Source organism: Klebsiella sp. Ech2A, from assembly GCF_030078455.1.
Classification (GTDB): Bacteria; Pseudomonadota; Gammaproteobacteria; order Enterobacterales; family Enterobacteriaceae; genus Klebsiella; species Klebsiella terrigena.
Window position 1 is genome coordinate 1 of record NZ_JAQGFU010000126.1, and the last position, 12,708, is coordinate 12,708.

At 57.2% G+C, this 12,708-nt stretch carries 12 protein-coding genes, 4 tRNA genes and 1 pseudogene; all 17 read right to left on the reverse strand.

What is annotated here, in order from left to right; translation table 11 throughout:
• Window positions 1-705: AraC family transcriptional regulator (locus PFH44_RS19020; RefSeq protein WP_283825821.1), on the reverse strand; the 705-nt coding region annotated here is incomplete at its 3' end.
• 51 nt (window positions 706-756) lie between these two features.
• Window positions 757-1,272 carry an S-ribosylhomocysteine lyase gene (luxS, locus tag PFH44_RS19025; protein ID WP_133600330.1) on the reverse strand — a complete coding sequence of 172 codons (516 nt, stop codon included), beginning with the start codon at window positions 1,270-1,272 and terminating at the stop codon, window positions 757-759.
• Window positions 1,273-1,435: 163 nt separating this feature from the next.
• The gene (gene gshA, locus PFH44_RS19030) at window positions 1,436-2,992 is read right to left on the reverse strand and encodes a glutamate--cysteine ligase (protein ID WP_045857713.1); all 1,557 of its coding nucleotides are present in this window, start codon (window positions 2,990-2,992) and stop codon (window positions 1,436-1,438) included.
• A gap of 115 nt (window positions 2,993-3,107) precedes the next feature.
• Window positions 3,108-3,536, reverse strand: coding sequence for a YqaA family protein (locus PFH44_RS19035; RefSeq protein WP_041146862.1), 429 nt, complete (start codon window positions 3,534-3,536; stop codon window positions 3,108-3,110).
• Window positions 3,533-4,099, reverse strand: a complete 567-nt coding sequence (yqaB, locus tag PFH44_RS19040; RefSeq protein ID WP_283825822.1) for a fructose-1-phosphate/6-phosphogluconate phosphatase — start codon at window positions 4,097-4,099, stop codon at window positions 3,533-3,535. Before yqaB ends, PFH44_RS19035 begins: the two co-directional genes overlap by 4 nt.
• Before the next feature lie 126 nt (window positions 4,100-4,225).
• Window positions 4,226-4,540, reverse strand: coding sequence for a BON domain-containing protein (locus PFH44_RS19045; protein ID WP_045857710.1), 315 nt, complete (start codon window positions 4,538-4,540; stop codon window positions 4,226-4,228).
• Window positions 4,541-5,020: 480 nt separating this feature from the next.
• A tRNA-Arg gene (locus tag PFH44_RS19050) sits at window positions 5,021-5,097 on the reverse strand.
• A gap of 95 nt (window positions 5,098-5,192) precedes the next feature.
• A tRNA-Arg gene (locus tag PFH44_RS19055) sits at window positions 5,193-5,269 on the reverse strand.
• Window positions 5,270-5,463: 194 nt separating this feature from the next.
• A tRNA-Arg gene (locus PFH44_RS19060) sits at window positions 5,464-5,540 on the reverse strand.
• Between the two features lie 4 nt (window positions 5,541-5,544).
• Window positions 5,545-5,637, reverse strand: a tRNA-Ser gene (locus PFH44_RS19065).
• A 324-nt stretch (window positions 5,638-5,961) separates the two neighbouring features.
• The gene (gene csrA, locus PFH44_RS19070; RefSeq protein WP_000906486.1) at window positions 5,962-6,147 is read right to left on the reverse strand and encodes a carbon storage regulator CsrA; all 186 of its coding nucleotides are present in this window, start codon (window positions 6,145-6,147) and stop codon (window positions 5,962-5,964) included.
• Window positions 6,148-6,386: 239 nt separating this feature from the next.
• A complete protein-coding gene (gene alaS / locus PFH44_RS19075; protein WP_283825823.1) occupies window positions 6,387-9,014 on the reverse strand; it encodes an alanine--tRNA ligase in 2,628 nt (875 codons plus the stop codon).
• A 253-nt stretch (window positions 9,015-9,267) separates the two neighbouring features.
• Window positions 9,268-9,768 carry a recombination regulator RecX gene (recX, locus tag PFH44_RS19080; RefSeq protein ID WP_283825824.1) on the reverse strand — a complete coding sequence of 167 codons (501 nt, stop codon included), beginning with the start codon at window positions 9,766-9,768 and terminating at the stop codon, window positions 9,268-9,270.
• Window positions 9,769-9,903: 135 nt separating this feature from the next.
• Complete coding sequence (gene recA, locus PFH44_RS19085) at window positions 9,904-10,962, reverse strand: recombinase RecA (protein WP_045857705.1); 1,059 nt, start codon at window positions 10,960-10,962, stop codon at window positions 9,904-9,906.
• Window positions 10,963-11,042: 80 nt separating this feature from the next.
• Window positions 11,043-11,540 (reverse strand): nicotinamide-nucleotide amidase, encoded by a 498-nt coding sequence (gene pncC, locus PFH44_RS19090; RefSeq protein WP_283825825.1) that lies wholly within the window; start codon window positions 11,538-11,540, stop codon window positions 11,043-11,045.
• Window positions 11,541-11,676: 136 nt separating this feature from the next.
• Window positions 11,677-12,558, reverse strand: a complete 882-nt coding sequence (locus tag PFH44_RS19095; protein WP_283825826.1) for a metal ABC transporter substrate-binding protein — start codon at window positions 12,556-12,558, stop codon at window positions 11,677-11,679.
• Window positions 12,559-12,565: 7 nt separating this feature from the next.
• Window positions 12,566-12,708 (reverse strand): annotated as a pseudogene (locus tag PFH44_RS19100) (metal ABC transporter permease); the annotation flags it as partial.

Sequence of the window (12,708 nt, forward strand, 5' to 3'; positions counted from 1 at the left end):
GAAGGCGCTGTGGCTGCCGTAGCCAAGGTCCAGCGCCACCCGCAGGACCGACTGCCCCTGCGCCAGGCGCACCAGCGCTTCCATCAGCTTCGCCCGGCGCACCCATTCGCTCCAGGTCAGCGTGGTCTGCTGCTGGAAGTGGCGGTTGAGCGTACGCTCGCTCATATTGCTCTCTTTTGCCGCCTGGAGGCTGCTCCAGGCCTCGCCAGGCGCTTCGCGGACCTTTTGGCACAGCCGGCGCAGCGCCTCGCTTTGCGGCTCGATCAGGCCGAACGGCAGCACGGTCATGCCGCGGATCTCATCAAGAATTAATTCATAGACGCGCTCGTCGCGGCTGCCGGGATCGTAGCGTTCCGCCAGCGTCAGCGAGGTGACGATCAGCTCGCGCAGCAGCGGGGAGATCTGCACGATCTGGCACGATGACGGCAGATCGGCGCGGGCAAGAGGATCGATAAACAGCGTGCGCGCCGCGACTTTACCGGTGATGCGCAGCGCGTGGGGCGTACCCGCCGGCAGCCAGACCCCGCGCCCCGGCGGGACGACCCAGTAGCCCACCGGCGTCTCTACCCGCACCACGCCGCTCAGGATATGCAGCAGCTGGACGCAGTCGTGCTGATGCCAAGGCTCGCTATCGCCGTGGGCGTAATCATGGGCAAAGGGCACCAGGGAACGATGCTGAAAGGAGAAGCGGGAGGTCGTCGTCATCGCGGCGTGAGGATATCGGCCCGACGCAAGCGCCGGGCCGTGGCGAAAGAACTAGATGTGCAGTTCTTGCAGCGTTTCTTTCGGCAACGCCAGCTCGTCATTGCTGTTGATGCGCACGTCGTGCTCAAGAATATGACGCGCGATGTCCTGCGCTTCTTCCAGCGAGTGCATGGTGTAGGTACCGCACTGGTAAACGTTGAGCTCGGGGATCTGGCTCTGCTCTTTAACCTTCAGCACGTCGGCCATTGCCGCTTTCCAGGCATCCGCCACGCGCTGCTCGTCCGGCGTACCGATCAGGCTCATATAGAAGCCCGTGCGGCAGCCCATCGGAGAGATGTCGATAATTTCCACACCCTTACCGTTGAGGTGGTCGCGCATAAAGCCCGCGAACAGGTGCTCAAGCGTGTGAATGCCTCTTTCCGGCATCACTTCCTGATTCGGTATGCAAAAACGCAGATCGAAAACGGTAATTTCGTCGCCGTGCGGCGTGTTCATTTTCTTCGCGACGCGCACCGCAGGGGCTTCCATTCGGGTATGGTCGACTGTGAAACTATCTAACAACGGCATTCTTCACCTCCGATAGTGATTTTTTTTAAATAAAAATGAACTCTTTTGACACCCGCTAGTCTGAGTATGTGAAAGACGCGCATTTATTATCATCATCATCCCTGAATCAGAGATGAAAGTTTGGCCACATTGATGTGGCCTTTTTCTTTTGTACCGCTTTTTGCTACGCGTGTCTCGCTAACAGAGCAGCAAAAGGTTCGCTATCTTCCGCTTCTATCTTCTGCTGACGCACGGCTGACGCTTCACGCTCGGTAATGAAATCCTCTTCGCGTAAAATCTCCAGCGGCTCTTCACGCAGCATCGTACGATACCGATCGGCCAGCTCCCTACCGGTGCCGCCAATCCCTTCTTCAAGCATAGAACGCAGAATGCGCGCTGAGAAAGTTAATTCCGGATTATCGAAGCTGGCAACCAGCTCGTCGCACACCTGCTGGTAGGCGTCGCCGCCGTGAATACCGTCCAGAATCTGCGCAACGCGGCGCAAATCGCGGAACAGGTCTTTACCCACCTTAGCCAGCGGGAACTGCGCGCTTTCGCAGCCAATTCCCAGCGTCAGGCCCGGCTTACGCCCTTCAAGAATCACCCGGTTCCAGTTAGTGCGCGTACACAGCAGCTCGTCGCTGCTCATCTCCGGCGCATCGGCCAGCGCGCACCAGACCATAAACAGATCGAGGAAGCGCACCTGCTGCTCGTCAACGCCAATCGGCGAGAACGGGTTGATATCCAGTGAACGCACTTCGATATATTCGATACCACCGCGCAGCAGCGCGTCAGACGGCGTCTCGCCGCTGCGGGTCACGCGTTTCGGGCGGATTGGCGCATAGAGCTCGTTTTCAATCTGCAGAATGTTGCTGTTAATTTGCAGATACTTGCCGTCTTTCTCGAGGCCAATTTCCGCATACTCCTGCGACGGCGTTTTAATCGCCCGCTTCAATCCTGCCACATACTCCTGCAGATCGTTAAACGTAATTCCGAGATTGCTTTGCGACTTATTGGTATAGCCGAGGTCGCTCAGGCGCAGGGAGGTCGCGTACGGCAGGTAGTACATGCCGTTTTCCGCTTCCTCAAACGGCAGCGTGGTCGGTTTCCCCTGCAGGAAAGAGGAGCAGATTGCCGGAGACGCCCCGAACAGATACGGGATCACCCAGCCAAAGCGGTAATAGTTGCGGATCGAGCGGAAATAGCCCGCCGAAATCGCCTCTTTCCCGCTCTCTTCGTCCTCAACGCCGCACTTCGCCTGCCAGAACGCCATCGGCAGAGAGAAGTTGTAGTGCACGCCGGAGATGGTCTGCATCAGCGCGCCGTAGCGGTTTTTCAGCCCTTCGCGGTACAGCGTTTTCAGACGGCCAATATTCGAGGTGCCGTACTGCGCCAGCTCGATATCCTGGCCCGGGGCAATATAGCAGGGCATGCTCAGCGGCCACATCCGCTCATCGCCGAGATGGCGGGCGGTATAGCGATGAACATCGCGCATAAAAGTGAGCATGTGCTGAATATCGCCATCAACCGGCGTAATAAACTCCAGCAAAGCTTCGGCAAAATCGGTGGTAATCCATTTGTGGGTCAGCGCCGACCCCAATGCCTGAGGATGGCCGGTAGTGGCCAGCGAGCCGTCGGCGTTAACGCGCAGCGTTTCGCGCTCAAGGCCGCGATGAATGCCCTTTAGCGCCTGCGGATTTTTTTCCAGCCAGGCCAGCGCCTGTGATACGTCCGGGATCAATTTGACCTCCCGCCTGTCGAAATAATTTGAATAAGCATAATTGTAATGGTGACCATCCAGGTTATTCCAGCAAAGGTTATTGTTACCGCCTGCCGGGAGTGCCTCAGCTCCACAATTAGTGCCACCATGTCATGCCCTGAAGCGTGACCAGCGCAATGACGATATAGCGTAGCGCTTTACCAAGGCATAAAAAAAAGAGCACTGGTCCCCAGGAAATGCGCATCCATCCCGCCAGTAAACACAGCAAATCGCCGATCACCGGCGTCCAGCTTAATAATAATGTGACCGCGCCGTAGCGCTTTAGCCAGCCGGATGCCCTCTCCTGCCAGCGCGACGTTTTGCGCAGCGGAAACAGGCGCCCCAGAATAACGTTAGTTACCCCTCCAAGGCTATTGCCGATTGTTGCTATTAATACCAGCGCCCACGGTTGACTCGCTCCCGTTAGTAGCATAGCAACCAGCACAACTTCCGAGTTACCGGGAAGCAGCGTGGCGCTAAGAAAGCTACTGGCAAACAGCGATATCAGCGATAGCGCGTCGCTCACAGCAGCCGAACGTCGACGGCATCCATCCCCGCGCGCCGTGCGGCCTGCAGACCAAAGTCAGCGTCTTCAAACACCACGCATTTTTCCGGCGCAACGCCCATGCGCTCGGCGCACAGCAGGAAGGTATCGGGAGCAGGCTTGTGGTTGGTGACGTGATCGGCGGCAATCACCGCTGAGAAGTAGTGACGCAGGCCGAGATGGGCCAGCAGAGCCTCCGCAACGGCGCTTTCGCTGCCGGTGCCAACCGACATCGGCCGGCGGCCGTGCCACTCTTTTACCACCTCAATCAGCGGTAAGGGGCGCACGCTATCCAGCAGCATCGCCTTGACGGCGTTGGTTTTTTCCAAAGCCAGGCGATGGGGGTCTAAATCCGCCTGGTTCAGCTTGATAATCACCTGGGCAATACGCCAGGTCGGAGAACCGTTGAGCGCGACCATCGCCTGCTCGTCGAAACGCATTCCGTAACGACCCAGAACCTCGTGCCAGGCCTTACGATGCGTCGGCTCGGTATCAAGGATAGTGCCATCCATATCAAAGATAAGTCCTGCGTAGCGTTCGTACATCGTGTTCTCACAAACCGGATAAGGAAAGATTACTTTATCGCAAAAGGCGCATATTGTCGCGGGCGGAGGCGGGGGCAAAAGCAGCAAAGGCGCCACGGGGCGCCTTTATCATAGCGGTGCACCGGCTTATTTGATTTTCAAATCATTCTCAACCAAACGAACGCCCTGCACTCTGCGGGTCACCTCTACGGCGCGATTCGCATCGGTCTGCGACGAAACAAAGCCGCTCAGCTGAACGCGTCCTTTGAAGGTCTGCACGCTAATTTCAGTGGATTTGATCTCTTTTTCGTTAAACAGCGCGGTTTTGACCTTGGTGGTCACGACGGTGTCGTCGATATAGCCCCCGGTACTTTCCTTGGTGGCCGATCCGGCGCAGCCGGCCAGAGATACGGCTACCAGAAGCGTCGCGCAAAAGGCAGGTATTGCTTTGAACCATTTCATGGATTTCTCTCCTTGCACTCATCTCACCCGAATCAGGTCGATATACAGGGGTAAATTATAGTGGAAAGAGCAACTTGCCAATATTAAAAAGTGCGGAAGAGCGTGCTGAAACGGCTAAGCAACGGCGGCTGACGGGATGGTTGGGCGACAAGGTTTTCGAACGCGGGACTATTTCGCAGACCGTGGAGTTACTGTATTGCGGTTATTTTAGGGAGAAGATGGTGCATCCGGGAGGATGACTCACCGGGTTCGCCCTACGGGCCGTCGCTTACGCGACGTTATCCTCCCTGGTGCTTGCTGTTATTTTGCAGACCGTGGAGCAATAGTGTTGGGGTTATTTCAGGAGAAATGGTGCATCCGGGAGGATGACTCACCGGGTTCGCCCTACGGGCCGTCACTTACGCGACGTTATCCTCCCTGGTGCTTGCTGTTATTTCGCAGACCATGAAGTAATAATGTTGGGGTTATTTCAGGAGAAGATGGTGCATCCGGGAGGATTCGAACCTCCGACCGCTCGGTTCGTAGCCGAGTACTCTATCCAGCTGAGCTACGGATGCATCAGGGGGAACTTCTTTACTACGTTAACTTCTCTGGCGCTGGCGATTATCTCGCAGACCATGAAACAACAAAAGTGCTGTTATCTCGAAGAAGATGGTGCATCCGGGAGGATTCGAACCTCCGACCGCTCGGTTCGTAGCCGAGTACTCTATCCAGCTGAGCTACGGATGCATCAGGGAGAACTTCTTTACTACCAGCAAGTGCCGCAAATTAACCATTGCCGCACTTCACAAGATGGTGCATCCGGGAGGATGACTCACTGTGCTCGCCCTACGGGCCGCTGCTGATGCAGCGTTATCTTCCCTGGTGCTTGCGGCTATCTCGCAGACCATGAAACAACAGGATTGCTGTTATCTCAGAGAAGATGGTGCATCCGGGAGGATTCGAACCTCCGACCGCTCGGTTCGTAGCCGAGTACTCTATCCAGCTGAGCTACGGATGCAAAATGGCGGTGAGGCGGGGATTCGAACCCCGGATGCAGCTTTTGACCGCATACTCCCTTAGCAGGGGAGCGCCTTCAGCCTCTCGGCCACCTCACCACACGCCTCTTTCGAGTGCTTCGAAGAACTTGTTTCTGCTCTTCGTCGCTGCGATGGCGCACATATTACTTTCTGGTACTTATAAGTCAAACAATTTTTCGAGACCTTTTTTCCGTTTGCACACTTACCGCGCAATCAGCCTGCAAAAACGGCAAAAAGAGCGTTTAATCAACAGAAATTCAGGGGTTAGGGCCAGCTAAAAGCAAAAGATAAACGCAACGGACGATGGACAAGTAACGGAAAAGAGAGGCGTCGGGAGTAGAAAAGAGAGAGAAATCGGCTGGCGGTGGGATGCGCCTCACGAAATCGCGAGGCGCGAAAGTCTTAGTAACTGGACTGCTGGGATTTTTCAGCCTGGATACGCTGGTAGATCTCTTCACGATGCACGGAGACTTCTTTAGGGGCATTAACGCCAATACGTACCTGGTTACCCTTAACCCCTAAAACTGTCACAGTGACCTCATCTCCAATCATGAGGGTCTCACCAACTCGACGAGTCAGAATCAGCATTCTTTGCTCCTTGAAAGATTAAAAGAGTCGGGTCTCTCGTATCCCGGCATTATCCATCATATAACGCCAAAAAGTAAGCGATGACAAACGCCTCACGGCGTACCGCAGTCATGGCATCACATTCTGTTAAACCTAAGTTTAGCCGATATACACAACTTCAACCCGACTTTATCGTTATCAGTGCTTCTCTTGCAAGATACCGTAATCCGAAGATGACGGCACCTATGCGTTTATAGTTATTACAGTTTTGCGCTTACCCAGCCTTTCACACTGGCTAACGCAGCAGGGAGAGCAGACGCATCGGTACCACCGGCCTGAGCCATATCCGGACGACCGCCCCCTTTACCGCCCACCTGCTGAGCGACCATACCAACCAGCTCCCCTGCCTTCACGCGGTCTGTCACATCCTTAGACACACCGGCAATCAGAGAAACCTTACCATCCGCTACCGTGGCTAACACTACAACCGTTGAACCCAGCTGGTTCTTCAGATCGTCAACCATGGTACGCAGCATTTTTGGCTCAACGCCGACCAGCTCGCTGACCAGCAGCTTAACGCCGTTAATCTCTTCCGCTTTGCTGGAGAGGTTTGCGCTCTCCTGCGCTGCCGCCTGCTCTTTCAGCTGCTGCAGCTCTTTTTCCAGCTGGCGAGTACGTTCCAGCGCGGAGCGTACCTTGTCGCCGAGGTTATGGCTATCGCCCTTCAGCAGCTGCGCGATGTCGCCCAGCAGATCGCTTTGCGAATGCAGGCTCGCAATCGCGCCTTCACCGGTCACCGCTTCAATACGGCGCACGCCCGCGGCGGTCCCGGATTCGGAGGTGATGCGGAACAGGCCGATATCGCCGGTCCGCGCAGCGTGAGTACCGCCGCACAGCTCGGTGGAGAAATCACCCATTTTCAGGACGCGAACGCGGTCATCATACTTCTCGCCGAACAGCGCCATGGCGCCAGATTCGCGAGCCGCATCGATATCCATGATGTTGGTTTCGATAGGCAGGTTGCGGCGAATTTGCGCATTGACCAAATCTTCAACCGCGCGGAGCTCTTCCGGCTTCATCGCTTCAAAATGCGAGAAGTCAAAGCGCAGCGCCTTGTCATTTACCAGAGAGCCTTTCTGAGCCACGTGCGTACCGAGAATCTGGCGCAGCGCGGCATGCATCAGGTGGGTCGCGGAGTGGTTCAGACGAATACGCTGGCGGCGAGCGCGATCGACATCGGCCTGCACTGCGTCACCCACCTTCAGGGTACCGCCGGCCACTTTACCGATATGACCAATCGCCTGGCCGTACTTCTGCGCATCGCTGACGATGAACGAGAAGCCCGCGCCTTTCAGCTCGCCCTTATCGCCGACCTGACCGCCGGACTCAGCATAGAACGGCGTCTGATCCAGAATAACAACCGCTTCCTGGCCGGCGCTGACGGTATCAACCGCTTTGCCGTCGATGAACAGCGCGGTGATCTTGCCGTTCAGCTCGAGGCTATCGTAGCCTTTAAACTCAGAAGCGCCCTCAACGCGGATCATCGCGTTGTAGTCGGCGCCGAAGCCGCTGGACTCGCGCGCGCGACGGCGCTGCTCTTCCATTGCCGCTTCGAAGCCTGCTTCGTCAACTTTGATATTACGCTCGCGGCACACGTCCGCGGTCAGATCGACCGGGAAGCCGTAGGTATCGTACAGGCGGAAGGCCGTTTCGCCGTCGAGGGTGTCACCCTTCAGCTTAGCCAGCTCTTCGTCGAGCAGCGCCAGGCCGCGTTCCAGAGTACGGGCAAACTGCTCTTCTTCCGTTTTCAGAACCTGCTCAACCTGAGCCTGCTGCTGCTTCAGCTCTTCGCCGGCAGCGCCCATGACCTCAATCAGCGGCGCAACCAGTTTCCAGAAGAAGGCATCCTTCGCACCGAGCATATTACCGTGGCGGACGGCACGGCGAATGATACGACGCAGCACGTAGCCGCGGTTTTCATTCGACGGGATCACACCGTCGGCGATCAGGAACGCACAGGAGCGAATATGATCGGCAATCACGCGCAGCGACTTGTTGGTCAGATCGGTGGCGCCGGTCACTTTGGCGACGTTCTCGATCAGCTGACGGAACAGGTCGATGTCGTAGTTGGAGTTCACGTGCTGCAGAACGGCGGCGATACGCTCCAGGCCCATACCGGTATCAACGGACGGCTTCGGCAGCGGCTCCATGGTACCGTCAGCCTGACGGTTAAACTGCATGAAGACGATGTTCCAGATCTCAATGTAGCGATCGCCGTCCTCTTCCGCGCTTCCCGGAGGGCCGCCCCAGATGTGGTCGCCGTGGTCAAAGAAGATTTCGGTGCACGGGCCGCAGGGACCGGTATCGCCCATCTGCCAGAAGTTATCGGAGGCAAACGCGCCGCCTTTATTGTCGCCAATGCGAATAATGCGCTCACGCGGAACGCCAACCTCGTTGGCCCAGATGTCGAAAGCTTCGTCATCGGTTTCGTAAACGGTTACCCACAGCTTTTCTTTCGGCAGAGCGAACCAGCTTTCGCCGGTTAACAGCTCCCATGCGTACTTGATAGCATCCTGCTTGAAGTAGTCGCCGAAGCTGAAGTTGCCCAGCATTTCAAAGAAGGTGTGGTGGCGCGCGGTATAGCCGACGTTTTCCAGATCGTTGTGTTTACCACCCGCACGAACGCAGCGCTGCGAGGTGGTCGCACGGGAATAATTACGCTTGTCGAGGCCAAGGAACACATCCTTGAACTGGTTCATCCCGGCGTTGGTAAACAGCAGGGTCGGGTCGTTGTGCGGCACCAGGGAGCTGCTGGCAACTACCTGATGTCCCTTACTATGGAAAAAATCGAGAAACGCCTGACGGATCTCAGCAGTGCTCTTGCTCATAATTATCCTGAAATCAAGCTATACACTTCATCCTTCACGCCGCCTCTGGCTGGCTGCGCGCGTTCACCTCAGCTACGTACCTTTGTACGCCTCAGGGACTCACTCCGTTGCCGCCGTGATGCGGCGTGAATGATTTTGTGTATAAGGAATAATCGCCCTGGGCGCTGATTGCCTTTTAAACAGCCAGCGGCCGGACGGAATAAAGTGGGAATAAGATAAGTTTTCTTTACGGGGAAGTAAAATCCCCGATGGGTCAATCTGCAAAATTTCGCCAGATTTCCTGGATATCTTCCATTAAGTAGCCGCGGTACAGCAAAAAGCGCTGTATTTTGACTTTTTCGGCAAATACGGTGGGGAGCGGATCGCCATATTTCCTCTGCGCCTGCTCTTTCGCCAGCTGCGCCCAGTCGATTTCGCACTCGCGCATTGCGCGCTCGCCCTCTTCGCGGGCAATGCCTTTCTGGTTCAGCTCCTGACGGATGCGCGCCGGGCCGTAGCCTTTGCGGCTCCGGCTGGCAATAAACTGGCGGACAAAGCGCTGGTCATCGAGGTAGCGGTTTTCGATGCACCAGGCCACAACGCGATCGACCTCTTCCGGCGTAACGTCCAGCGCCTCGGGGCCATTTTTCCCCATAACCGGCGCGGCCAGCTTGCGCCGCAGCTCCTGTTCGCTATGGTCGCGCATTGCCAGAATACGAATCGCGCGATCCAGCAGGCGTGCATAGCCGGAACGGCGGGATGAAGATTCAGTCACGGGCACCTCGATAATCAAAAAGCAAAAGGGCCGCATAAGCAGCCCCTTGTTTTCCCGTCTTGTTCAAATCGCACGTGCGCTGGCGTTTGCCTGCCCTGCCACCTGAACGATTCAGGGGATAATTACCTGACGGTATCAGAAATCCTGTTCGCTTTCTTCTTCGCTTTTACCATCAACCGCGAAGTCCGGCGTGGAGTCCTGGTTGTTCAGCAGCAGTTCACGAACTTTCTTCTCGATCTCTTTCGCCGCAGCCGGGTTCTCTTTCAGCCAGGAGATAGCGTTCGCTTTACCCTGACCAATTTTGTCGCCGTTGTAGCTGTACCAGGCGCCCGCTTTTTCAATCAGCTTCTCTTTCACGCCCAGATCGACCAGCTCGCCGAAGAAGTTGATGCCTTCGCCGTAGAGGATCTGGAACTCCGCCTGCTTGAACGGCGCGGCGATTTTGTTCTTCACGACCTTCACGCGGGTTTCGCTACCAATGACGTTATCGCCATCTTTGACCGCACCGATGCGGCGGATATCCAGACGCACGGAGGCGTAGAATTTCAGCGCGTTACCGCCGGTGGTGGTTTCCGGGTTACCGAACATCACGCCGATTTTCATACGGATCTGGTTGATGAAGATCAGCAGCGTGTTGGACTGCTTCAGGTTACCGGCCAGCTTACGCATCGCCTGGCTCATCATACGCGCCGCGAGGCCCATGTGGGAGTCGCCGATCTCGCCTTCGATTTCCGCTTTCGGCGTCAGCGCCGCAACGGAGTCGACCACCAGCACGTCTACCGCGCCGGAGCGGGCCAGCGCGTCACAGATCTCAAGCGCCTGCTCGCCGGTGTCCGGCTGAGAGCACAGCAGGTTGTCGATATCGACGCCCAGCTTGCGGGCATATACCGGATCCAGCGCGTGCTCTGCATCGATAAAGGCACAGGTTTTACCTTCACGCTGCGCGGCGGCGATAACCTGCAGGGTCAGCGTCGTTTTACCGGAAGATTCAGGCCCGTAGATTTCGACGATACGACCCATTGGCAGACCGCCGGCGCCGAGGGCGATATCCAGCGAAAGCGAACCGGTGGAGATCGTTTCCACGTCCATGGAACGGTCTTCACCCAGGCGCATGATGGAGCCTTTACCGAACTGTTTTTCGATCTGGCCCAGTGCTGCCGCCAACGCTTTCTGTTTGTTTTCGTCGATAGCCATTATTACTCCTGTCATGCCGGGTGGAACCGGGTAGTGAATTCTGTTCTGTTGAAGCAATTATACTGTATGCTCATACAGTATCAAGTGTTTTGTAGAAATTGTTGCCAGAGCAGCTGCAGGGCGTAGGCCGTGGCCTGACGGCGCACCGACTCGCGGTCTCCGGCGAAACATTCCCGCTGCGTAACCCCCTGCCCGTTGGCGCAGGCCACGCCAAACCACACCGTTCCGACGGGCTTTTCCGCGCTGCCGCCGTCCGGCCCTGCCACGCCGCTCACCGAGATCGCGTAGGTGGCGCGGGCGGCGCGCAGCGCGCCAATCGCCATCTCCACCACCACCGGTTCGCTCACCGCGCCGTGCTCGGCCAGCGTCGCTTCGCTGACGCCAATCATCTGCGATTTAGCTTCGTTGCTGTAGGTGACAAAACCGCGCTCAAACCACGCCGAGCTGCCGGCGATATCGGTCAGTACTTTCGCGATCCAGCCGCCGGTACAGGATTCAGCCGTGCTCACCGTGGCGCCCTGCGCCTTCAGCGCCTGCCCAACCTGCTCACTCAGCTGCATTAATTCGGAATCTGTCATCGTCGCCCCGTTTAAGCCAGATAAAGAGGCCATCAAAGATAGCACTTTCAGCACAGATGTGGGGACGAGGAGATGAATTTACGAGGGGGCCTGCGAAAATGAACGGTCCCGAAGGCCGGGACCGTGGAATAGCGCGTTACTTCATGCTGCCGGCAATCAGCTCGACGTTATGACGCATCATTTTCACGTAGCTGTCCGCCACGCCGCCCGGTTTGGACAGCGCTTCCGGATAGAGCTCGCCGCCCGGCTGCGCGCCCGTGGCGTTGGCAATCTGCTTCACCAGCCGCGGATCGAGCTGGTTCTCCATAAACCAGGTGTGCACGTTATCGGCTTTAATCTGTTTAATCAGCGCCGCAACCTGCGCGGCGCTGGCTTCGCTCTCCGATGACAGCCCCTGCGGCGCAAGGAAGGTCACGCCGTAGGCGCGGCCAAAGTAGCCGAACGCATCATGGCTGGTCAGAACCTTACGTTTCGCCTGCGGAATAGTGCTGAACTGGTTCTTCGCCCAGCCGTGAATCTCGTTGAGCTGGCCGATATAGCGCTTGCCGGAGACCTCAAGCGCCGCTTTGTCCTCAGGGTCGGCTTTGACCAGCCCGCTGAGGATATTTTGCGCGTACAGCGCGCCGTTGGCGGCGCTGTTCCAGGCGTGCGGGTCGGTCACCGTTTTCCCGTCCTCATCGAGGGTATGGGTTTTTACGCCCGTCGACGCCACCACCAGCTCGCCTTTGAATCCCGATGCCTTAATCAGCCGGTCGACCCACCCTTCCAGCCCCAGGCCGTTAACCACCACCACGTCGGCCTTGCTGAGCAAGGCGCTGTCCTGCGGCGATGGCTCAAAGGTATGCGGGTCGCCGTCGGGACCCACCAGCGTATCGACGTGAACATGTTCGCCGCCGACCTGCTGCACGATATCGCCCAGCACCGAAAAGCTGCTGACCACGTTGAGCGTTTTCGCCATCGCCCCCTGCGCCGCCAGGCCCAGCGCCAGCGCCAAAACTACCCCGGTACGTTTCTTCATATTTTCCTTACCCCATTAATTTACGCCAGCCGACCACCAGCCGGCTGCGCGTGCCAAAAAACACCGAAATAAAAAAGATCCCGCTGGCGGTCAGCACGATGGCGGGGCCGGCGGGCAAATTCGCCGCCCACGACAGGCTGAGCCCCATCC

Coding starts and splice junctions, on each gene's coding strand:
- luxS (WP_133600330.1), bottom strand. CDS start 1,272: ATGCCGTTGTTAGATAGTTTCACAGTCGACCATACCCGAATGGAAGCC.
- yqaB (WP_283825822.1), bottom strand. CDS start 4,099: ATGTACGAACGCTACGCAGGACTTATCTTTGATATGGATGGCACTATC.
- PFH44_RS19045 (WP_045857710.1), bottom strand. CDS start 4,540: ATGAAATGGTTCAAAGCAATACCTGCCTTTTGCGCGACGCTTCTGGTA.
- csrA (WP_000906486.1), bottom strand. CDS start 6,147: ATGCTGATTCTGACTCGTCGAGTTGGTGAGACCCTCATGATTGGAGAT.
- alaS (WP_283825823.1), bottom strand. CDS start 9,014: ATGAGCAAGAGCACTGCTGAGATCCGTCAGGCGTTTCTCGATTTTTTC.
- recA (WP_045857705.1), bottom strand. CDS start 10,962: ATGGCTATCGACGAAAACAAACAGAAAGCGTTGGCGGCAGCACTGGGC.
- pncC (WP_283825825.1), bottom strand. CDS start 11,540: ATGACAGATTCCGAATTAATGCAGCTGAGTGAGCAGGTTGGGCAGGCG.
- PFH44_RS19095 (WP_283825826.1), bottom strand. CDS start 12,558: ATGAAGAAACGTACCGGGGTAGTTTTGGCGCTGGCGCTGGGCCTGGCG.